At 57.1% G+C, this 21,027-nt stretch carries 18 protein-coding genes and 1 pseudogene; 12 read left to right on the top strand and 7 right to left on the bottom strand.

The window, feature by feature from the left end:
* Nucleotides 1-145: 145 nt before the first annotated feature.
* On the bottom strand, nt 146-1,120 hold the full coding sequence (cysB, locus tag ACA373_RS04940) for an HTH-type transcriptional regulator CysB (protein ID WP_253453834.1): 975 nt from the start codon (nt 1,118-1,120) through the stop codon (nt 146-148).
* A gap of 188 nt (nt 1,121-1,308) precedes the next feature.
* Nucleotides 1,309-3,927: a type I DNA topoisomerase gene (gene topA / locus ACA373_RS04945; RefSeq protein WP_370734097.1), complete on the bottom strand. Its 2,619-nt coding sequence runs from the start codon at nt 3,925-3,927 to the stop codon at nt 1,309-1,311.
* A gap of 398 nt (nt 3,928-4,325) precedes the next feature.
* Between topA and ACA373_RS04950 the strand changes: the two genes are divergently transcribed.
* Entirely contained in the window at nt 4,326-4,574 is a 249-nt protein-coding gene (locus ACA373_RS04950; protein WP_253453830.1) for a DUF2498 family protein, read from the top strand.
* Between the two features lie 26 nt (nt 4,575-4,600).
* Here ACA373_RS04950 and sohB read toward each other — a convergent pair whose 3' ends face one another.
* The gene (gene sohB, locus ACA373_RS04955) at nt 4,601-5,650 is read right to left on the bottom strand and encodes a protease SohB (protein WP_125287716.1); all 1,050 of its coding nucleotides are present in this window, start codon (nt 5,648-5,650) and stop codon (nt 4,601-4,603) included.
* A 199-nt stretch (nt 5,651-5,849) separates the two neighbouring features.
* On the opposite strand from sohB, the gene ACA373_RS04960 reads away from it, so the two are divergent.
* Complete coding sequence (locus ACA373_RS04960; protein WP_253453828.1) at nt 5,850-6,605, top strand: YciK family oxidoreductase; 756 nt, start codon at nt 5,850-5,852, stop codon at nt 6,603-6,605.
* Nucleotides 6,605-7,195, top strand: a complete 591-nt coding sequence (gene cobO / locus ACA373_RS04965) for a cob(I)yrinic acid a,c-diamide adenosyltransferase (protein WP_253453826.1) — start codon at nt 6,605-6,607, stop codon at nt 7,193-7,195. Before ACA373_RS04960 ends, cobO begins: the two co-directional genes overlap by 1 nt.
* Before the next feature lie 39 nt (nt 7,196-7,234).
* Here the strand turns inward: cobO and rluB are convergent, their stop codons facing one another.
* Entirely contained in the window at nt 7,235-8,101 is an 867-nt protein-coding gene (rluB, locus tag ACA373_RS04970; protein ID WP_253453824.1) for a 23S rRNA pseudouridine(2605) synthase RluB, read from the bottom strand.
* Nucleotides 8,102-8,962: 861 nt separating this feature from the next.
* Between rluB and ACA373_RS04975 the strand changes: the two genes are divergently transcribed.
* The gene (locus ACA373_RS04975) at nt 8,963-9,589 is read left to right on the top strand and encodes a serine protease (RefSeq protein ID WP_253453822.1); all 627 of its coding nucleotides are present in this window, start codon (nt 8,963-8,965) and stop codon (nt 9,587-9,589) included.
* A gap of 87 nt (nt 9,590-9,676) precedes the next feature.
* Here ACA373_RS04975 and ACA373_RS04980 read toward each other — a convergent pair whose 3' ends face one another.
* Together ACA373_RS04980 and ACA373_RS04985 are read right to left on the bottom strand one after the other, a co-directional pair.
* A complete protein-coding gene (locus tag ACA373_RS04980; RefSeq protein WP_253453820.1) occupies nt 9,677-10,297 on the bottom strand; it encodes an L-threonylcarbamoyladenylate synthase in 621 nt (206 codons plus the stop codon).
* 38 nt (nt 10,298-10,335) lie between these two features.
* Nucleotides 10,336-11,199, bottom strand: coding sequence for a PHP domain-containing protein (locus ACA373_RS04985; RefSeq protein WP_301251638.1), 864 nt, complete (start codon nt 11,197-11,199; stop codon nt 10,336-10,338).
* A gap of 274 nt (nt 11,200-11,473) precedes the next feature.
* On the opposite strand from ACA373_RS04985, the gene ACA373_RS04990 reads away from it, so the two are divergent.
* The 6 genes and pseudogenes from ACA373_RS04990 to ACA373_RS05015 all read left to right on the top strand — a co-directional run bounded on the left by ACA373_RS04990 (nt 11,474) and on the right by ACA373_RS05015 (nt 18,611).
* Nucleotides 11,474-13,033, top strand: coding sequence for an anthranilate synthase component 1 (locus ACA373_RS04990; protein WP_370734098.1), 1,560 nt, complete (start codon nt 11,474-11,476; stop codon nt 13,031-13,033).
* Nucleotides 13,033-14,623 (top strand): annotated as a pseudogene (gene trpD, locus ACA373_RS04995) (bifunctional anthranilate synthase glutamate amidotransferase component TrpG/anthranilate phosphoribosyltransferase TrpD). The gene ACA373_RS04990 and the pseudogene trpD overlap by 1 nt, the downstream one beginning before the upstream one ends.
* A 1-nt stretch (nt 14,624) precedes the next feature.
* Entirely contained in the window at nt 14,625-15,983 is a 1,359-nt protein-coding gene (gene trpCF / locus ACA373_RS05000) for a bifunctional indole-3-glycerol-phosphate synthase TrpC/phosphoribosylanthranilate isomerase TrpF (protein ID WP_253453814.1), read from the top strand.
* A gap of 46 nt (nt 15,984-16,029) precedes the next feature.
* Entirely contained in the window at nt 16,030-17,220 is a 1,191-nt protein-coding gene (gene trpB, locus ACA373_RS05005; protein ID WP_253453812.1) for a tryptophan synthase subunit beta, read from the top strand.
* Nucleotides 17,220-18,026: a tryptophan synthase subunit alpha gene (trpA, locus tag ACA373_RS05010; protein WP_370734099.1), complete on the top strand. Its 807-nt coding sequence runs from the start codon at nt 17,220-17,222 to the stop codon at nt 18,024-18,026. The genes trpB and trpA overlap by 1 nt, the downstream gene beginning before the upstream one ends.
* A 270-nt stretch (nt 18,027-18,296) precedes the next feature.
* The gene (locus ACA373_RS05015) at nt 18,297-18,611 is read left to right on the top strand and encodes a BON domain-containing protein (RefSeq protein WP_125287728.1); all 315 of its coding nucleotides are present in this window, start codon (nt 18,297-18,299) and stop codon (nt 18,609-18,611) included.
* A gap of 70 nt (nt 18,612-18,681) precedes the next feature.
* Here the strand turns inward: ACA373_RS05015 and ompW are convergent, their stop codons facing one another.
* On the bottom strand, nt 18,682-19,317 hold the full coding sequence (gene ompW / locus ACA373_RS05020) for an outer membrane protein OmpW (RefSeq protein ID WP_125287729.1): 636 nt from the start codon (nt 19,315-19,317) through the stop codon (nt 18,682-18,684).
* Between the two features lie 349 nt (nt 19,318-19,666).
* Between ompW and ACA373_RS05025 the strand changes: the two genes are divergently transcribed.
* Both ACA373_RS05025 and ACA373_RS05030 read left to right on the top strand, forming a co-directional pair.
* A complete protein-coding gene (locus ACA373_RS05025; protein ID WP_253453807.1) occupies nt 19,667-20,392 on the top strand; it encodes a YciC family protein in 726 nt (241 codons plus the stop codon).
* A gap of 62 nt (nt 20,393-20,454) precedes the next feature.
* Complete coding sequence (locus ACA373_RS05030) at nt 20,455-20,991, top strand: septation protein A (protein ID WP_253453805.1); 537 nt, start codon at nt 20,455-20,457, stop codon at nt 20,989-20,991.
* Nucleotides 20,992-21,027 lie beyond the last annotated feature (36 nt).

Genomic DNA, 21,027 nt, shown 5'->3' on the forward strand with positions numbered 1-21,027 from the left:
AATGAATAACTTTGGAAAAACATGTGATGTGGGCGGCATTTACGTAAAAAGAATAAAAAGATTTTATCAATTGCAGTAACAGGCAGGACCAATGATTATCGCAGAGCCGCGTCGCGGCTCTGAATAGGGATGCAGGGGCAAAAAATTATTTGGCGGGTAATTTAATATCTTTAAACATTGCTTCAATATCTTCGTTCGAGCGCAGCCCCACGGCCGTATCGACGACGTCACGGGTCAGATGCGGCGCGAAACGCTGAATAAAATCATACATGTAACTGCGCAAAAAGGTGCTGCGGCGGAAGCCGATTTTGGTGGTGCTGAAGCTAAAGACGTCCGTAGCTTCTATTCTGACCAGATCCGGATCCGAGACCGGATCGACCGCCATGCTGGCGATGACACCCACGCCCAATCCTAAACGTACGTAGGTTTTAATCACGTCCGCATCCGTCGCGGTGAAAACGATACGCGGCGTCAGGCCAGCCCGATTAAACGCCGTATCCAGCTCTGAACGTCCGGTAAAGCCGAAGGTATAGGTAACCAGCGGATACTCGGCTAACTCTTCGATAGAGACTTTTTCTTTGCCTGCCAGCGGATGATCCGGCGTCACCACGATGGCGCGATTCCAGTGATAGCAAGGCAGCATAACCAGATCGTCATAAAGATGCAGCGCTTCGGTAGCGATAGCAAAATCCGCGTTGCCTTTAGACACCGCTTCTGCAATTTGCGTAGGCGAGCCCTGATGCATATGCAGCGAAACGCGAGGATAGCGTTCGATAAAGCCTTTAATCACGTTGGGCAGCGCGTAGCGGGCCTGCGTGTGCGTTGTAGCAACATACAGCGAGCCTTTATCCGGCCAGGTATGTTCCCCGGCGACTGATTTGATGGCTTCGACTTTTGACAGCACTTCGCGGGCGATACGGATAATTTCCTGGCCTGCGGGCGTGACCTGCGTCAGATGCTTGCCGCTGCGGGCAAAGATCTGGATACCCAACTCGTCTTCCAGCATACGTACTTGCTTACTGATCCCGGGTTGCGATGTATAAAGCCCCTCAGCCGTTGAAGAGACGTTCAGATTGTGATTGACCACTTCAACGATGTAACGCAGCTGCTGCAATTTCATGTTTGATCCGTCCAGTTTGGCGCCGCGCGCCGACGGGCTGTGCTGACAGAGCACAACGTATCGGCCTAATGCGATTTTATAATAAGGAAAGGTATATCTATAACAATCATATCAAAGATGGGTGGAATGTATAGCAGGGCTGAAGCCGCAGGAGAAAAACGGGCCAGCTGAAACGCCGGCCCGACAGGTTATTTCTTACTGGCTTTCGCCGCTTTTTCGGTGACGGCCCATTTGCCGTCGACGTAGAACGCCGTCCAGCCTGTAGCCTTACCTTCTTTTTCCGTACTGACGTACTGCTGCTTCGTTTTACGGCTGAAGCGCACTACCGTCTTGTTGCCTTCATCATCGGCAACCGGCGCGTCGGCCAGATAGCGCAGCTTTTCCGGCAGGCGATCGCGGAAGCGTTGCAGCTCTTCCACCAGCGGCGCGCGCGTTTCCCTGGATTTAGGGAAGGTGTTAGCCGCCAGGAAAACGCCTGCCGCGCCGTCGCGCAGTACAAAGTAAGCATCCGATTTTTCGCACTGCAGCTCCGGCAGCGGAACCGGATCTTCTTTCGGCGGCGCAACGTCGCCGTTACGCAGGATCTTACGGGTATTTTTACAGTCGTCGTTGGTGCAGGCCATGTACTTGCCGAAACGCCCCATTTTCAGGTGCATCTCCGAGCCACACTTTTCGCACTCTACGATCGGCCCGTCATAGCCTTTGATACGGAATTCGCCCTGCTCGATTTCGTAACCGTCGCAGCTTGGGTTGTTGCCGCACACGTGCAGTTTGCGCTGGTTGTCGATCAGATAGCTGTCCATCGCCGTGCCGCATTTGCCGCAGCGACGGCGCGCGCGCAGCGCGTTGGTTTCCGCATCTTCTCCTTCGAGAATATTCAGTACTTCATTCTCTGGGATCAGATTGATGGTTTGTTTACAGCGCTCTTTCGGCGGCAGCGCATAGCCCGAGCAGCCGAGGAACACGCCGGTGCTGGCGGTACGGATACCCATCTTACGCCCGCAGGTTGGGCAATCGATGGTGGTCAGCACCATCTGGTTCGGCTGCATGCCGCCCTCTTCCGGATCTTTATCCGCCTTTTCCAGCTGCTGGCTGAAGTCGGCGAAAAATTTATCCAGCACGCCTTTCCACTGCGCTTCGTTGTTGGCAACCTGATCCAGGCTGTTTTCCATATGCGCGGTGAAGTCGTAGTTCATCAGCTCGCGGAAGTTTTCTTCCAGCCGGTCGGTAACGATTTCGCCCATCTTTTCCGCATAGAAGCGACGGCTTTCCACGCGCACGTAGCCGCGATCCTGAATGGTCGAGATAATCGAGGCGTAGGTAGAAGGACGACCGATGCCGCGTTTTTCCAGCTCGCGCACCAGCGAGGCTTCGCTGAAGCGTGCCGGCGGTTTGGTAAAGTGCTGGCTTGGCTTCAGCTGCTGCAGCGCCAGCTCTTTACCCACTTCAACCGGCGGCAGCGTGCGATCTTCATCGCCCTTGCGCAGCACAGGCATCACGCGGGTCCAGCCGTCAAAGCGCAGCGTGCGCCCTTTCGCCTTGAGTTTAAACTCGCCGGCGCTGACGGTCAGCGTCGTGGAGTCATACTGCGCCGGCATCATCTGACAGGCAACGAACTGACGCCAGATTAGCTGATACAGCTTCTGCGCGTCGGCTTCCATATCCTTCAGCTGCTCGGCCAGGACGGCGACGTCCGAAGGACGGATCGCTTCGTGCGCTTCCTGCGAGTTATCTTTGCTGGCATAGGCATTGGCGGCCTTCGGCAAATATTTTTCGCCAAATTCGTTTTCAATGTAGCCGCGCACCATGCTGACCGCATCCTGACTCAGATTGGTCGAGTCGGTACGCATATAGGTAATGTGGCCCGCTTCATAGAGGCGCTGTGCCATCATCATGGTTTTTTTCACGCCGTAGCCCAGACGGGTACTGGCCGCCTGTTGCAGCGTTGAGGTAATAAACGGCGCGCCGGGCTTGCTGCTGGTCGGCTTATCTTCACGGTCGGTAACCTGATAGCGCGCTTTTTCCAGCAGGCTGACGGCGGCCTGGGTCTGCTCGCCGTTAACCGGACGGAAAGGCTTGTCGTGCTGATGAGTCACTTCCATCGGCAGCAGCGTGCCTTCCGGCGTATTCAGATCGGCATGCAGTTCCCAATACTCTTCCGGCACGAACGCTTTGATTTCGCGCTCGCGCTCCACCACCAGCCGCACGGCGACCGACTGCACGCGCCCGGCGGACAGTCCGCGAGCGATTTTCTTCCACAGCAGCGGCGAAACCATATAGCCCACCACGCGGTCCATAAAGCGGCGCGCCTGCTGAGCGTTAACCCGATTGATATTCAGTTCGCCCGGCTTGTCGAAAGCCTGACGAATAGCATTTTTGGTGATTTCGTTAAACACCACGCGGCTGAAGCGCGAATCATCACCGCCGATCACTTCCCGCAGGTGCCAGGCAATGGCTTCCCCTTCGCGGTCAAGGTCGGTTGCGAGATAGATGTGGTCGGCATTTTGCGCCAGCGCTTTCAGCTCGGAGACCACTTTCTCCTTGCCGGGAAGGATCTGATAGTTCGCTTCCCAGCCGTGATAAGGATCGACGCCCATCCGGCTGACCAGCGCGGCCTTCTCGTCCTTTTTCACCTTTTTGGTGGTCTTACTGGTTGTAGAGTCAGCGCTCTTTTTAACTGTTGATCCACTGGTCGGCAAATCGCGGATATGACCGACGCTGGATTTCACCACGTAGTCGTTTCCGAGATATTTATTGATTGTTTTGGCTTTTGCCGGGGACTCAACTATTACGAGAGCTTTGCCCATATTTACCTTTACCTGATTAAAACATCCGAGAGTAAATTGTGCCGAAAGCCTGCGGGCAATCCAGCGCGTTAAAACCTTCATGGCCGACGGCAGAATCCGGCACTTTCCCTGTTAACGCTTCCCGCTCAGGAAGCCAACTCACTGATTAACGACACCTTTTACAAACTGTTAAGCGCATCACTAACAAAGCGTAAAGCCAGTTTTACGCCCGGAACCCGAAACGCCCACACTCTACCTGATAAAATCTGTTACGCAACTTAATTAGCATCCACAACGGATTTACGCCAGAAAGTCATAAAAAAGCGTGTGGGCAGGCAAGCGCCCATCGGCATTGAGTTTTTGCGGCAGCGCGGCGTAATATACTGCTCATCTGCCGTCTCTATAAAGGAGAGAATTCTGTGAAGCATACCCAGGCTATTGATAAATCCGCACTCCTGCAAAAGGCGAACGAGCTCATCGCGGAGCACAAGGATTTTTTTCCCGGACTGAGCGCCACCGACGTGGAGCAGAAAGGCGACGTGCTGGTTTTTTGCGGCGACTATTTTCTGGACGAGCAAGGCTTGCCCGGCAGTAAAAGCACGGTGGTGTTTAACGTTTTTAAGTTTCTGGCCACGGAGCTGTCGCCGCTTTATCACTTGCAGGAATAGCGCCCGCCAGGCAGGCGCTAACAGGACTACAGCAGCGGCTTCTCGCCACGCTGCCACAGGCGCAGCAGCAGGCGTTCGACGCTGACGCTGGCGCTTTGCGTAAAGCGATCCATCATTTTTTTGCGCTTCACGTAGTGCACCGCAACCACTTCCCGCGCCTGCATCTGGTCGATAATCAGATCGTCGCTGGTGCCGATAGCGTCAACCAGGCCTTTTTCCAGCGCCTGGGTGCCGAACCAGTGTTCGCCCGTCGCCACGCTGTCGATGTCCAGCGTCGGACGCATCTGATGCACAAACTCTTTAAACAGCTGATGCGTCTCGTTGAGATCCTCGCGGAATTTTTCGCGGCCCTGCTCGGTGTTTTCGCCAAACAGCGTCAGCGTGCGCTTGTACTCTCCGGCCGTATGCAGCTCTACGTCAATTTCATTGCGCTTCAGCAGGCGGTTGAAGTTAGGGATCTGGGCAACCACGCCGATCGAGCCAATGATAGAAAACGGTGCAGCCACGATGCGATCGGCCACGCAGGCCATCATATAGCCGCCGCTCGCCGCTACCTTATCCACCGCCACGGTCAAACGGATGTTCTTATCGCGCAGCCGCTGAAGCTGGGAAGAGGCCAGCCCGTAGCCGTGCACCACGCCACCCGGACTTTCCAGACGCAGCAGCACTTCATCCTGCGGTCTGGCGACGGCCATAACCGCCGAGATCTCTTCACGCAGCGAGGCGACCTCGTGCGCGTCCATGCTGCCTTTAAAATCCATCACGTACAGCGTGGGCTTGCTTTCGGCTGGCTTAATACCTTGTTTCGCCTCGGCTTTAGCGGTTTTCGCCTCCAGCTTGTCCTTTTTTTTCTGCTCTTTATACCAGCGTTTTTTGTCATGCGGCTTCATGCTCGCCAGGCGCATTTCATCCTTTATCTCCTGATACGCCTCATTCAGCCGCGTCAGGCGCAGCTGGCCGCCCTGAGCGCGTTTACGCATGGCCAGATGCGTAATCAAAATAGCAATGGCCGCGATCGCCACGACCACCGTGACCGTCTTGGCCAGAAAAAGTCCGTAGTAAGAGAGTAGTTCCACGCATTCCGCCTTATTTAACATCCAATTAGATCAGCAGCTAGTGTAGCCGAGTCGCTGCCCGTCGTCGCCCGGATCCGTTGAGTACGCAAAGATAGCGCTGCGCAGAGACCAGGCATTCGGGCGGTTTACTGTTGCGGTCAATGGATTAGCGGCGTTACCCTGTTTCCCTTCCGCACTAAGCATCGCCAGAGGCGCATCAATGAATTATCAACCTGCCAGTCAATTGCTCAACGATCGTATTATTCTTGTTACCGGCGCCAGCGACGGCATTGGCCGCGAGGCTGCTGTCACCTACGCTCGCTATGGCGCGCAGGTTATTTTGCTGGGACGCAACGCGCAGAAGCTGCAAAATGTGGCGGATGAAATCGCCGCTGTCGGCAAGCCTTCGCCGCTTTTCTTTACGCTGGATTTGGACAGCGCCACGCCCGAAGCGTGCCGTCAGCTGGCCGATGAAATTTCCCGTCATGTCTCCAGGCTGGACGGCGTGCTGCATAACGCGGGCCTGCTGGGCGACGTGGTGCCCATGACCGAGCAGGATCCCGCCGTCTGGCAGCAGGTGATGCGCGTAAACGTTGACGCCACTTTCTTCCTGACTCAGGCGCTGCTGCCGCTGCTGCTGAAGTCACAGGCCGGCTCGCTGGTGTTTACCTCTTCCAGCGTGGGCCGCCAGGGACGCGCGGGCTGGGGCGCCTACTCCGTCTCTAAATTCGCCACCGAAGGCATGATGCAGGTGCTGGCTGAAGAGTATCGCGGCCAGCTGCGCGTCAACTGCATTAACCCCGGCGGCACACGCACCAAAATGCGCGCCAGCGCCTTCCCGCAGGAGAACGCAGGCAAGCTGAAAACCCCGGCGGATATTATGCCCACTTACCTTTACGTGATGGGCGATGACTGCACGGAAAGCGGCGTCAGCTTCGATGCGCAGCCAGGACGCAAACCGGGAGCAGCGGAATAATGGCCGACGATCGCCACCAGCAGCGTCAACAAAAGCTGAAGGAAAAAGTTGACGCGCGCATTGCCGCCGCGACCGAAACGCGCGGCATTCTGATGGTGTTTACCGGTAACGGCAAAGGCAAGACCACGGCCGCTTTCGGCACTGCCGCCCGTGCGGTGGGCCATCAAAAGCGCGTGGGCGTCATTCAGTTTATTAAGGGCGAATGGCCAAACGGCGAACGCAATTTGCTGGAGCCGCACGGCGTGGAGTTTCAGGTGATGGCCACCGGCTTCACCTGGGATACGCAGAACCGCGAAACTGATACCGCCGCCTGCCTTGAAGTCTGGCAGCACGGCAAACGGATGTTGCAGGATGCGTCGCTGGATCTGGTGGTGATGGATGAGCTGACCTATATGGTGAGCTTTGACTATCTGCCGCTGGAAGAGGTCATGGCGGCGCTGCGCGCCCGTCCGCCTCAGCAGAGCGTTATCATTACCGGCCGGGGCTGTCATCGCGATTTGCTGGCGCTGGCGGATACCGTAACCGAAATGCGTCCGGTTAAACACGCTTTTGATGCGGGGATCCAGGCGCAGCAGGGTATCGACTGGTAACAGGCCAAAAAAAAGGGCGAATCGCTTCGCCCTTTTCTGTTAACGCTTGCTGGTCGTACGGCGGTTGCCGCTGACCTGAGTGTGGCGCTTGACGGCGCGACGGATCTGATTGGCCTTGGTACGGCGACGATCTTTTTCCAACGCCACTTTGCTGGTGGTTTCCGGCGGCAGCCCAACCAGCTCGCGCAGATAGTTGGTCGGCGGCAGATCCAGCTCCGTCCAGCCGCCGCGCGGCAGCCCTTTCGGCAGCGTGATGTCGCCGTAGCGGGTACGGATCAGACGGCTGACCTGCACGCCTACCGATTCCCACAGGCGACGCACTTCGCGGTTGCGGCCTTCGGTCAGCGTAACGCTATACCACTGGTTGATGCCTTCGCCGCCGGTAAACTTCAGCGTTTTAAACGACGCCGGGCCATCTTCCAGCTGTACGCCACGGCTCAGCTGCTTCAGCTTATCGTCATCGACCTGCCCAAACACGCGTACGGCGTATTCCCTTTCCACTTCCCGGCTTGGGTGCATCAAACGGTTAGCCAGCTCGCCATCCGTTGTGAACAGCAGCAGGCCGCAGGTGTTAACGTCCAGACGCCCTACGGCGATCCAGCGTGCGCCACGCAGCTTGGGTAAACGGTCGAATACGGTAGGACGGCCTTCGGGATCGTTACGGGTGCAGAGTTCGCCTTCCGGTTTGTAATAGGCCAGCACGCGGCAAACTTCATTAGTGGATTCCGCTACCGAAACCAGATGGCCGTCGATACGGATTTTTAATGCTTTACTCGGCTCTACGCGGTCGCCCAGCGTGGCCATTTTGCCGTCCACGCTAACGCGTCCGGCAGAAATCATGGTTTCAATTTCGCGGCGGGAACCATGCCCGGCGCGCGCTAAGACTTTCTGTAATTTTTCGCTCATGGCGCTGCCTCTTTGTCGCCTTCCCAGGCGTCATAAAATGAATGGGCCGTTACTCAGGAGGCGGGGCTTTTTGCGGCTGAATGCACGCGACGCCCGCCCCATTTTCAGGGGAAGCGCATTCTACACTAAGTTATCGGCTATTGATAACGCTACCGGGCCGTTTGCCAGGGAAAAGATGCGCCATCCTGAAAAGCGGCGGCGTCGCCCGCTATCGACGGACGGTCACTCATTCCCTGCGCTTACCAAAGCGGCCGCCCTAAGCCAATTTAACGCCGGGCCGCGCCGCGTTATTTAAGGCAAATGTTATCGCCTTGTTGATATATATTCACTTATTTTAAGTTAAATTAAAGTTAATGTATTTTCTGCCGATACTGCGCCGCGCCTGAATTTCACCTTAATTAAACCCAAATAGCCACCTCAGCAGAGGGTGAATCCATTAAGCAAAATGTTTCTCCGATGTTAAAACCACTTTTTTACGCCACGCCAGTGATTCAAACTGACTTAACACAAATGACCCACACAAATGCTAAAGCCCTCTCCAAAGAAATAGCTTATCGCCATTTTAGATTGAGTTAATTCATCGTAATTGCGGTTTTAATTATTTTCGGCTGTTTATTTATTTGATCCACTAATTAGTTTGTGTAGAATTCACTCAGGCCAAAAAGAGCCTGCACAGTGAACTGTTAAACAGTCACAATAAAAATTTTAGTTAAGTCGTAAATTATTTTTGCAGTAAACGTCAGTTAAAAAACAGAGGGGAGCACGACTCCCTGTATAACGCCGATTTCAATCGGCATCGGCCTTGCACGTCGTCAATCTTCACCAGGGATTTACTGACGTGTCCGACAAAGTGTAACTATTATGAAAAGAATAATGCCCCTCGCGGCGTTGGCTTTGCTGACGCTGACCGGCTGCTCTGTAGGTAAATATGAGTACAGCAGAGAAGCACTGAAACGTGTCGATATGAACTTTACCGGCATTCCTACCGTGCTGGGCGTCGGCTCGCTGGGTACCAGCATTCCGATTACGCCCGAGTACAGCCTGACTGCCGCTCACGTGGCTAAACTCTCCGTACAGCGCGTTAAGGCTTATCATCCTTACTGCGACCTGGCGATTATCTATCATAAAAACGACATGAAAACCCTGCCGAAATTCCGCGAAGGTGAAATTGGCGCGCCGGTGAAAATGTACGGCTACAGCTTTATTACCGCCATGCCGGTGGAATCTTCCGGCGTGAACCTGGCATTGACCGGTATTCGCAATGAGTGGAATAAACGTCCCTGCGTAGCGATGGCTTCCAATGCGGGCGTGGTGAAAGGCATGTCGGGCGGCGCGGTCTATAACGGCGATGATACAATCGGCGGCGTGATAGTCGGTTTTACCAATCAGATTAAGAGGCATAAGGCCGGTAGCGGACCGTTGAAAGATGTGTCACTTTATATTCCTTATGCGGACTTTAAAGACTGGCTGCAAAAAACAACGTCGTGAGAATAATATGCTCGCGTATTAATATCTGAAAAGTAATTATCTATGTTTATTTATTAAGGCTCGCCTTTTTGACGAGCCTGATATTATTCAGAGAAAAGGTTTAACGTCGCCTGCGCCTTCGCGCACGACCTGCGGCGTACTTTCGGTTAAATCGATAACCGTAGTAGGTTGCTGTCCCAGATAGCCGCCGTGAATAATTAAATCAACCTGCTTGCCGATCGTCTCCTGAATCGCTTCCGGATCGGATTCGGTAAAATCGTTGCCCGGCAGCATCAGCGAAGTGGACATTAAGGGTTCGTTCAGCGCCTCCAGCAGCGCCAGCGCCACCGGATTGGAAGGCACACGCAGACCAATCGTCTTACGCTTATCGCTCATCAGACGGCGCGGCACCTCTTTGGTCGCTTTCAAAATAAACGTGTAGTTGCCTGGCGTATTATTTTTAATCAGGCGAAACGCGGTATTGTCCACGTACGCATAGGTAGACAGCTCTGAAAGATCGCGGCAGACCAGCGTAAAGTTATGGTCGCTGTCCAGCTGCCTGATGCGACAGATGCGCTCCATCGCGTTTTTATCTTCCAGCCTGCAGCCCAGCGCATAGCCCGAGTCCGTAGGATAAACGATGACCGACCCTTTATGCAGCAGCTCTACGGCCTGTTTGATCAGCCGGGGCTGGGGGTTTTCCGGGTGTATATAAAAGAACTGACTCATAATCGACCTCATGCCTGTCGCGCGACGGGCGAACAGGATCAAATTTCAGGAAAGCGCAGCCAGACGGCTTCCACACCGGCCGGAAGCCATAATTTTTTTCCCAGCTCTATCCACGGACAGGGCTGATGGAAATCAGATCCCTGCGACGCGGCCAGCTGGTAGTCCTGCGCGTAACGCGCCAGCTGCGTGCGCTCGTTGGGCGCCTGCTGGCACTGTGCGACCTCCATTGCATCCCCCCCTTCTTCTTTAAAGTGGGCGATTAAACGCTTCAACCATTTTGCGGAAAGGCCGTAGCGGCCCGGATGAGCCAACACGGCACGCCCGCCAGAATGATGAATAGCATCAATGGCTTGTTTAATTGTACACCACTGTGGCGGCACGTAGCCGGTTTTGCCGCGCGCCAGGTAATTTTTAAAGACCTGCGCCATATTATCGGCCTTGCCCTGCGCAATTAAGAAGCGGGCAAAATGGCCTCGGGTGATCGCGCCGCCGTCGGCCAGCGCCAGCGCGCCTTCCAGCGCACCGGGAATGCGCGCTTTCTCCAGCCGTTCAGCTATCAGCTGCGCGCGAACCATTCGACGATCGCTCTGTGCCTGCAGAAACTGCTTCAGCACGGGATGCTCTTCTTCCACGCCCAGTCCGACAATATGAATTTCGTGATTTTCCCATAGCGAAGAAACTTCGACGCCCGCTATCAGCCGCAGCGGCAGCTGGTGTCTGGCGATGGCTTCGCGGGCGGGCTGCACGCCGTCAACCGAATCGTGATCGGTGATAGCAAGGACACCGACGCGTTGCTCCACGGCTCTGAGCACCAGTTCTTCAGGCGTTAACAGGCCGTCAGAGGCGCGGGTGTGGCTGTGTAAATCGTAGATGGGCCAGGGATTAAGCGGGGTTGCAGACAAAACGACTCCGGAAAGCGCTAAAAAGGTCGCTGCATGATACCCGCAATTGCGGGCAAGAGAAAAAGAGTATTGACATTTCCGCCACGAACCAGTTAACTAGTACGCAAGTTCACACACAAGGTAGCGAAAAATGAAAAACACAATGACAACGAACGGCTGGTGGCGTACTTCTTCCTGAACGGGCGGAGAAGTCGTGCACGCAGCTGTCGCTGTAACGCTACCCAGGCCCGCCGCAAGCGGGCCTTTTTTTTAGCCAAATTTGAGAACTGACCTTATGCAAACGCAAACTACAGTGAAGTTGATTACCGGCGCCGCGCCCTACCGTGAGGATCCGGCCGCGCTCTTCCACCAGCTCTGCGGCGCGCGTCCCGCTACGCTGCTGCTGGAGTCGGCGGACATTGACAGCAAACGCAACCTGAAAAGCCTGCTGATTATCGACAGCGCGCTGCGCATTAAGGCGCTGGACGATACCGTTACCGTCCAGGCGCTGTCGGAGAATGGCCGCGCGCTGCTGCCGCTGCTGGATGCCGCGCTGCCGGAGCCGGTTATCAATACCGTACGTCCCGACGGCCGCGAGCTGCGTTTTCCGCAGGATAATGCGGTGCAGGATGAGGATTCCCGTCTGAAGACGCTGTCGGTGTTCGACGCGCTGCGCCTGATCCCGCATTTGCTGAAAAGCCCGGCGGACGAGCGCGAGGCGATGCTGCTTGGCGGCCTGTTCGCTTACGACCTGGTGGCAGGATTTGAAGATCTGCCCGGGCTGGACAACGACCAGCGCTGTCCCGATTACTGCTTTTATCTGGCCGAAACGTTACTGGTGATCGACCATCAGAGCCAGAGCGCACGCTTACAGGCCAGCCTGTTTACGGCAGCGCCCGGCGAATTTTTACGCCTGCAGCGCCGTATCGAACAGCTGCACGGCCAGATGCTGCAGCCCGCGTCCGCTATTCCGGTGCAGCCGCTGGAGACAATGTCGCTTGCCGTCAGCCAGAACGACGAAGAGTATTGCGCCGTGGTGCGCAAGATGCAGGAAGCCATCCGCAGCGGCGAAATCTTCCAGGTGGTGCCGTCGCGCCGCTTCTCGCTGCCCTGCCCGTCGCCGCTGGCCGCCTACGACACGCTGAAGAACAGCAACCCCAGCCCCTATATGTTTTTTATGCAGGATCAGGATTTCAGCCTGTTCGGCGCCTCGCCGGAAAGCTCGCTGAAGTATTCGGCCGACAGCCGCCAGATCGAAATTTATCCGATTGCCGGAACCCGCCCGCGCGGTCGTCATGCCGACGGCTCGCTGGATCGCGATCTCGACAGCCGTATCGAGCTGGAAATGCGTACCGACCATAAAGAACTGGCCGAGCACCTGATGCTGGTCGACCTGGCGCGTAACGATCTGGCGCGCATCTGCGAGCCGGGCAGCCGCTACGTGGCCGATTTAACCAAGGTCGACCGCTACTCTTTTGTGATGCACCTGGTTTCCCGCGTGGTAGGCAAACTGCGTGAGGATCTGGATGTGCTGCATGCCTACCGCGCCTGTATGAATATGGGCACGCTGAGCGGCGCGCCGAAAGTTCGCGCCATGCGCCTGATCGCCGAGGCGGAAGGCACCCGGCGCGGTAGCTACGGCGGCGCGGTCGGCTACTTTACCGCCAGCGGCGATCTGGATACCTGCATCGTGATCCGCTCAGCCTACGTCGAGGACGGCGTCGCTACCGTTCAGGCCGGCGCGGGCGTGGTGCTGGATTCCAACCCGCAGGCGGAAGCCGATGAGAGCCGCAATAAAGCCCGCGCGGTGCTGCGCGCCATCGCCACTGCCCATCATTGCAAGGAGATTTTCTGATGGCTGATATTCTGCTGCTCGACAATATCGACTCTTTTACCTGGAACCTCGTCGACCAGGTGCGCGCTTTCGGTCATAACGTAGTGATCTACCGCAATAACGTGCCTGCCGACACGCTGATCGCCCGTTTGCAGGAGATGGACAATCCGGTGCTGCTGCTGTCGCCAGGCCCTGGCGCGCCGTCCGATGCGGGCTGTATGCCGGAACTGCTGCGGCGCCTGCGCGGACAGCTGCCGATTATCGGGATCTGCCTGGGCCATCAGGCAATTGTGGAAGCCTACGGCGGCCACGTCGGCCAGGCGGGCGAGATCCTGCACGGTAAAGCCTCAGCCATCGCCCATGACGAGTCGGCCATGTTCGCCGGGCTGAGCAATCCGCTGCCCGTGGCACGCTACCACTCGCTGGTCGGCAGCAACGTACCGATTGAGCTAACAATTAACGCGACTTTTAACGGCATGGTGATGGCGGTGCGTCACGACGCCGACCGCGTCTGCGGTTTCCAGTTTCACCCGGAATCGATTCTGACCAGTCAGGGCGCACGCCTGCTGGAGCAGACCCTGGCCTGGGCGCTGGCGAAATAAGGAGAGCATGATGAACGCAATACTGGAAAAACTGTACCAGGCGCAGACCCTGACCCGCGACGAGAGCCACCAGCTGTTCTCCGCCATTGTCACCGGACAGCTGGAGCCAACCCAGCTGGCCGGCGCGCTGATCGCCATGAAGATCCGCGGCGAACGGCCTGAAGAGATCGCCGGGGCCGCCACGGCGCTGCTGGCGGACGCCAAACCCTTTCCGCGCCCGGAGTACGCCTTTGCCGATATCGTTGGCACCGGCGGCGACGGCAGCAACAGCATCAATATTTCTACCGCCAGCGCCTTTGTGGCGGCGGCCTGCGGGCTGAAGGTGGCAAAACATGGCAACCGCAGCGTCTCCAGCAAATCCGGATCTTCCGATCTGCTGGCAGCATTCGGCATCAATCTGGCTATGCCAGCCGAACAGGCGCGCCAGGCGCTGGACGATCTTAACGTCTGCTTCCTGTTTGCGCCGCAGTACCATACCGGGTTCCGCCACGCGATGCCGGTGCGCCAGCAGCTGAAGACCCGCACGCTGTTCAACGTGCTTGGCCCGCTAATCAACCCGGCGCGGCCGCCGCTGGCGGTGATCGGCGTTTACAGCCCGGAGCTGGTGCTGCCGATTGCCCAGACGCTGAAAGTGCTGGGCTATCAGCGCGCGGCGGTGGTGCACGGCGGCGGCATGGACGAGGTGGCGCTGCACAGCGCGACGCAGGTGGCGGAGCTGCGTGACGGCGAAATCACCAGCTATCAGCTGACGCCAGAAGATTTTGGCCTGAGCTATCATCCCCAGGAGGCGCTGGCGGGCGGCTCGCCGGAAGAAAACCGTGACATTCTGACGCGATTGCTCCAGGGTAAAGGCGAGCAGGCGCACGAAGAGGCCGTGGCCGTTAACGTCGCGCTGCTGCTGAAGATTTTCGGCCAGGAAGACTTACGGGAAAATGCGCAAAAGGCGCTGAAAGCGATCCGCAGCGGCCAGGCCTATGAGCGCGTGGTCGCGCTGGCAGCAAGAGGATAATATGGAAACCGTACTGAACAAAATTGTGCAGGATAAGGCGATTTGGCTGGCCGAGCGCCAGCAGCGCCAGCCGCTGGCCTCGTTTCAGAACGAGATCGAACCGGCGACCCGCAGCTTTTATCATGCGCTGTCAGGCGCCAGAACCGTTTTTATTCTGGAATGCAAAAAGGCCTCGCCCTCAAAAGGCGTGATCCGGGAAGATTTCGATCCGGCCGCCATTGCGGGCGTTTATAAAGATCACGCTTCGGCCGTTTCGGTACTGACCGACGAAAAATATTTCCAGGGCAGCTTCGATTTTCTGCCGGTGGTCAGCGCCGCCATTACCCAGCCCGTGCTGTGCAAAGATTTTATTATCGATCCGTATCAAATTTATCTGGCGCGCTACTACCAGGCAGACGCGATCCTGCTGATGCTTTCCGTAGTGAATGACGAGCAGTATCGCCAGCTGGCCGCCGTGGCGCACAGCCTGAATATGGGCGTACTGACTGAGGTGATCAGCGACGAAGAGCTGGCTCGCGCCACCGCGCTGGGCGCCAAAGTGGTTGGCATCAATAACCGCGACCTGCGCGATCTCTCTATCGATCTCGACCGCACGCGTCGTCTTGCGCCTAAAGTTGCCCATGGCGTAACGGTGATCAGCGAATCAGGCATCAATAACTATGCTCAGGTTCGCGAGCTGAGCCACTTCGCCAACGGCTTTTTAATCGGCTCCGCCCTGATGTCGGAGGCGGATCTTTCCGCCGCCGTGCGTCGGGTCATTATTGGCGATAACAAAGTGTGCGGCCTGACCCGCGCCGGGGATGCGCGGAGCGCGCTGGAAGCCGGGGCGGTCTACGGCGGCCTGATTTTCGCCGAAGGCTCGCCACGCAAAGTGACGCCGGAGCAGGCGAAAACGGTGATGGCGGGCGGCGCGCTGAAATACGTCGGCGTGTTCCGTAACAACTCCCTTAGTGACGTTGTCACTATCAGCCGCGAGCTGGGCCTTTCTGCCGTACAGCTGCATGGTGATGAAGATCGGGATTTTGTCGCCGAGCTACGCCGTCAGCTGCCGGATGAGGTAAAAATCTGGAAGGCGTTCAGCATTCGTTCCGCGCTGCCTGCCCGCGACTGGCCGCACGTCGATCGCTACGTCTTTGACAACGGCAGCGGCGGCACCGGCAACCGTTTCGACTGGGCACTGCTGGAAGGCGAAAAGCTGGATAACGTGCTGCTGGCGGGCGGCCTGGGCGCCGACAACTGCGTCAGCGCCGCCCGACTTGGCTGCGCCGGCCTGGATTTTAACTCCGGCGTCGAAAGTGCACCCGGCCTGAAGGATGCGGACAAAATCGCCTCGGTGTTTCAAACGCTGAGAGCCTACTGACCGTCTGGCGTCGCTACGGCGGCGCAACTGCGAATAAGGAAGCGAAATGACTTTATTAAATCCCTGGTTTGGCGAGTTCGGCGGTATGTACGTGCCGCAGATCCTGATGCCCGCGCTGCAACAGCTGGAAGAGGCCTTTGTCAGCGCCCAGCGCGATCCTGAGTTTCAGGCGGAATTCCTCGGCCTGCTGAAAAATTACGCCGGTCGCCCCACTGCGCTGACGCTGTGTAAGAACCTGACCAAAGGCACCAAAACCCGTCTTTACCTGAAGCGTGAAGATCTGCTGCACGGCGGCGCGCACAAAACCAATCAGGTGCTGGGCCAGGCGCTGCTTGCGAAGCGCATGGGCAAAACCGAAATTATCGCGGAAACCGGTGCGGGCCAGCACGGCGTCGCTTCGGCGCTCGCCAGCGCCCTGCTGGGTCTGAAGTGCCGCATCTATATGGGCGCCAAGGATATTGAGCGCCAGTCGCCCAACGTGTTCCGCATGAAGCTGATGGGCGCAGAGGTGATCCCAGTGCACAGCGGCTCCGCCACGCTGAAAGATGCCTGTAACGAGGCGCTGCGCGACTGGTCGGGCAGCTATGAAAACGCCCACTATATGTTAGGCACGGCGGCGGGCCCGCATCCTTTCCCGACTATAGTGCGCGAATTCCAGCGCATGATCGGTGAAGAAACTAAAGTGCAGATTCAGGAGCAGGAAGGCCGCCTGCCGGATGCGATTATCGCCTGCGTGGGCGGCGGCTCCAACGCTATCGGCATGTTCGCGGACTTTATCGACGAGGCTTCCGTCGGGCTGATTGGCGTGGAGCCTGCCGGTCACGGTATTGAAACCGGCGAGCACGGCGCGCCGCTGAAGCATGGCCGCGTCGGCATCTATTTCGGCATGAAAGCGCCGATGATGCAGACGGAAGAGGGTCAGATTGAGGAGTCCTATTCGATTTCCGCCGGTCTGGATTTCCCTTCCGTGGGGCCGCAGCACGCGCATCTGAACAGCATCGGCCGCGCCGACTACGTTTCCATTACCGATGACGAAGCGCTGGACGCGTTTAAAACCCTTTGCCGCAGCGAAGGCATTATTCCCGCGCTGGAGTCTTCCCACGCGCTGGCTCACGCCCTGAAAATGATGCGTGAAGCGCCGGAAAAAGAGCAGCTGCTGGTGGTGAACCTGTCCGGCCGCGGCGATAAAGATATTTTCACCGTGCACGAGATTCTGACAGCGAAGGGAGAGATCTGATGGAACGTTATGACCAGCTTTTTCAGCGGCTGAACGCGCGTAAGGAAGGCGCCTTTGTGCCTTTCGTCACCCTGGGCGATCCCACGCCCGAGCTGTCGCTGCAAATTATCGATGCGCTGATCGCGGGCGGTGCCGACGCGCTGGAGCTGGGGATCCCCTTCTCCGATCCGCTGGCCGACGGCCCGACCATCCAGAACGCCACGCTGCGCGCCTTTGCCGCCGGCGTGACGCCCAGCCACTGCTTTGAGCTGCTGGCCGCCGTCCGCCAGAAGCATCCGACCCTCCCGATCGGGCTGCTGATGTACGCCAACCTGGTCTTCGCCAACGGCATCGACAACTTTTATGCGCGCTGCCAGCAGGCGGGCGTGGATTCCGTGCTGATTGCAGACGTGCCGGTCGAAGAGTCCGCGCCGTTCCGCCAGTCGGCGATGCGGCATAATGTTGCGCCGATCTTTATTTGCCCGCCGAACGCCAGCGACGATCTGCTGCGCGAGATCGCTTCACACGGGCGCGGCTATACCTATCTGCTTTCCCGCGCGGGCGTAACCGGCACGGAAAGCCGTGGCGTCAGCCAGTCGTTGCATCATCTGGTGGACAAGCTGACCGAATACCACGCCGCGCCGCCGCTACAGGGCTTCGGGATTTCTGAACCGTCTCAGGTGAAGGAAGCGCTTGCCGCTGGCGCAGCGGGTGCGATTTCCGGCTCCGCTATCGTCAAAATCATCGAGCGTCATCACAATGAACCGGCCACGATGCTGGCCGAGCTGGAAGCTTTCGTCGCGAAGCTGAAGGCCGCCACGCGCTAACCGTCCGCCCTGTCGCTCTGGCAGGGCTTTGCCCCTCCTGTACTTTTATTATTTTTGCGGCTCAGTCGTGATTGCTGAGCCGTTACGCCCGCCCGATCGAGAGCAGGCCAGCCGCGTAGCCTCAGGCAGCCGCTTTACCGCCCCGTAAACAAGTAACACGCTCTTTTTGCGCTGTTTTGTGGAAAATTCGCCGCCCAGGTCTACGCTTCTTTTACAGAGCGAATCTGTAATCACGGCCCAGGCCATTCGGAAATAACAGGGAGATTTACCATGAAGCTGTTTAAAATGTTGACGGGTATGGTTATCGCAGCCGTTGTGGCTGTTTCAGTTAGCGCCTGCGCGCCAACGGCAAAGCAGGAAGGCACAGGCGGCTATATTGACGACACCGTCATCACCACCAAAGTTAAAACGCAGCTGCTGAACGATGAAGCGCTGAAGTCCCGTGAAATCAACGTGGAAACCTTTAAGGGCCGCGTACAGCTCAGCGGTTTCGTCAGCTCGGCCCAGATGGCCAGCCGTGCCGTGCAGGTGACCCGCAGCGTGAAAGGCGTGAAGTCCGTAGTAAATAATATGCAGATCAAATAACGCTTTTCGGGCGTAACAGGATCGACAAAAGGCGCAGCGTATGCGCCTTTTTGCTGTCTGACGGCGGCGATCAGAAGCGGTAACCCGCGCCAAAGAAGAACACGAACGGGTTGATATGGGTGTCGATACTCTGGCGGCCTGCGCCCGCCGCGTCAAAGCGCACTTTGGTATTAATATCCATGTACCACAGCGAGGCGTTCAGCATCCACTGCGGCGTTAGCTGATAGTCCAGGCCGACCTGGCCCGCCACGCCCCAGCTGTTTTTTACGCTCAGGTTGCTCAGGCCCGCATCGCGGCCGGTCTGGTTAAAATCGGTGTCATAAAACATGGTGTAGTTCACGCCGATACCGGCATAGGGCTGCAGCTTGCTGTTGTTATCCATGAAATACCACTGCGCCATCAGCGTTGGCGGCAGCTGATGCACGGTAGCCAGCGTGCCGGTAGAGGCCAGCCCGACCTTGTGACGGAACGGCGTGGCGCCCAGCAGCTCAACGCCGACATGATCGGTCAGCATATAGGTAAACGTCAGGCCCAGCTGGGTATTGTTGCTGATGTCGAATTCGCCCAGTCCCAGGACGTTATCCGAGCCGCCGGTTGGACGCACGGTCGCGGAACCCGCACGCATAAAGAAATCGCCGGCCTGATGTGCCGAAGCGGCTACCGGCGCGCAGGCCGCGACCAACAAGGCCAATACTGAAATTTTCATAATCACTCCTGTGTACATAGAAAAAAGCGCAAATTGTCACCCTTATTTTTAATGCGCTGATTTTATCTTTATTTTCAGAAAGATCACCCTCACAGAAAGACAATAAACGGCAAATCCACTAAAAATTGATCTGGATCAAAACCACCTTTATTTCATAAAGAAAAATTAAGTTAAAAAGTGATCTGATGCGGGTTTATTGGCCAGATAGTGTTATATGAAGCGTGCAGGCGGTGTGCGTCAGACGGCACGAGAAATCGCCAAAGCGAAAGTTGTGTAAGCCAGGGTGCCAGGTTGGCTTAAGACCATGTACAATCGCCGGATCGCTAAATTCGGCTCTCAAGGAGTGTACATGTCATTCACGGCGGCTTCGTTATACCGTGACACGGGAAATTTCTTTCGCCATCAGTTTGTTACCATCGTACTGATCGCGCTGTTAACCTCTTTTATTACGGTACTGATCGGCCATGCGCTGACGCCTGATATTTCCGGGCTGGCGGATGGCAACAGCGGCTCAATGAGCCTGATGGAGTGGATCCGTACCATGACGCCAGAACAGCAGCAGCTGCTGCTGCACGCTTCCGCTGCGGGTACGCTTGCCTCGCTGGTCGGCAATACGCTGCTGCTGGGCGCGATGCTCTGCCTGATCCCTATGGTTACCGCCGGCGAGCGCGTCAGCGCCCTGCGCGCCATGGGCGCTTCCGCGCCGATGCTGCTGCGACTGCTGCCGCTGGTGTTTTTTATGACGCTGATTATTCAGCTCGGCTTTATGGCGTTGATGGTGCCCGGCATTATTTTCGCTATCATCCTGTCGCTGTCGCCGATGATCATGACGGCGGAAAAAGTCGGCATTTTCGCCGCGATGCGCGCCAGCACTCGGCTGGTGTGGGGACATGTTAAGGTGGTGGCGCCCGCTATCCTGGGCTGGCTGCTGGCGAAGGTGCTGGTGCTGCTGATGGCCTCGTCGCTGACCGTGCTGCCGGCCAACGTCACCTCGGTGCTGCTGAACGCGCTAAGCAATCTCGTTTCGGCGCTGCTGATCATTTACCTCAGCCGCCTGTATATGCTGTTACGTTAATCAGTCGCTGCGCGCTTCACCGGCGCGCAGCCGATGTGTTGATCTGATAACCGGAAGCCCTTATGAAGCAGTTACTCGATTTTCTTCCTCTCGTGGTCTTTTTCGTTTTTTATAAGCTCTACGATATTTTCGTCGCCTCGGGCGCGCTGATCGTCGCCACCGCGCTGGCGCTGGTGGCCAGCTGGCTGCTTTATCGCAGGCTGGAGAAGATGACCATCGTCACTTTTGTGCTGGTCGCCGTTTTCGGCACGCTGACGCTGGTTTTTCATAACGACGAATTTATTAAATGGAAAGTCACGGTCATCTACACGCTGTTCTCCGCCGCGCTGCTCTACAGCCAGTTCTGGATGAAACAGACGCTGATCCAGAGCATGTTGGGTAAAGAGCTGACGTTACCGCAGGCCGCGTGGCGCAGGCTGAACGTGGCCTGGGCGATATTCTTTCTGGCCTGTGGCCTGGCCAATATCTACGTCGCCTTTTGGCTACCACAGGATTTCTGGGTTAACTTTAAAGTGTTTGGCCTGACCGGCCTGACTCTGCTCTTCACCCTGCTCAGCGGCGTCTATATCTATCGCCTGATGCCGCAGGAAGAAAAATAATTCAGCGCCGGATACGGCGTTTTTATGCGGAAGCAA

Source organism: Erwinia sp. STN24 (assembly GCF_041320675.1).
Lineage (GTDB): Bacteria > Pseudomonadota > Gammaproteobacteria > Enterobacterales > Enterobacteriaceae > Erwinia > Erwinia aeris.

Excerpts from the sequence above, each read along its gene's own strand:
- cysB (WP_253453834.1), bottom strand. The coding sequence starts at position 1,120 with ATGAAATTGCAGCAGCTGCGTTACATCGTTGAAGTGGTCAATCACAAT.
- topA (WP_370734097.1), bottom strand. The coding sequence starts at position 3,927 with ATGGGCAAAGCTCTCGTAATAGTTGAGTCCCCGGCAAAAGCCAAAACA.
- ACA373_RS04960 (WP_253453828.1), top strand. The coding sequence starts at position 5,850 with ATGAATTATCAACCTGCCAGTCAATTGCTCAACGATCGTATTATTCTT.
- cobO (WP_253453826.1), top strand. The coding sequence starts at position 6,605 with ATGGCCGACGATCGCCACCAGCAGCGTCAACAAAAGCTGAAGGAAAAA.
- rluB (WP_253453824.1), bottom strand. The coding sequence starts at position 8,101 with ATGAGCGAAAAATTACAGAAAGTCTTAGCGCGCGCCGGGCATGGTTCC.
- ACA373_RS04975 (WP_253453822.1), top strand. The coding sequence starts at position 8,963 with ATGAAAAGAATAATGCCCCTCGCGGCGTTGGCTTTGCTGACGCTGACC.
- ACA373_RS04980 (WP_253453820.1), bottom strand. The coding sequence starts at position 10,297 with ATGAGTCAGTTCTTTTATATACACCCGGAAAACCCCCAGCCCCGGCTG.
- ACA373_RS04990 (WP_370734098.1), top strand. The coding sequence starts at position 11,474 with ATGCAAACGCAAACTACAGTGAAGTTGATTACCGGCGCCGCGCCCTAC.
- trpCF (WP_253453814.1), top strand. The coding sequence starts at position 14,625 with ATGGAAACCGTACTGAACAAAATTGTGCAGGATAAGGCGATTTGGCTG.
- trpB (WP_253453812.1), top strand. The coding sequence starts at position 16,030 with ATGACTTTATTAAATCCCTGGTTTGGCGAGTTCGGCGGTATGTACGTG.
- trpA (WP_370734099.1), top strand. The coding sequence starts at position 17,220 with ATGGAACGTTATGACCAGCTTTTTCAGCGGCTGAACGCGCGTAAGGAA.
- ACA373_RS05015 (WP_125287728.1), top strand. The coding sequence starts at position 18,297 with ATGAAGCTGTTTAAAATGTTGACGGGTATGGTTATCGCAGCCGTTGTG.
- ompW (WP_125287729.1), bottom strand. The coding sequence starts at position 19,317 with ATGAAAATTTCAGTATTGGCCTTGTTGGTCGCGGCCTGCGCGCCGGTA.
- ACA373_RS05025 (WP_253453807.1), top strand. The coding sequence starts at position 19,667 with ATGTCATTCACGGCGGCTTCGTTATACCGTGACACGGGAAATTTCTTT.
- ACA373_RS05030 (WP_253453805.1), top strand. The coding sequence starts at position 20,455 with ATGAAGCAGTTACTCGATTTTCTTCCTCTCGTGGTCTTTTTCGTTTTT.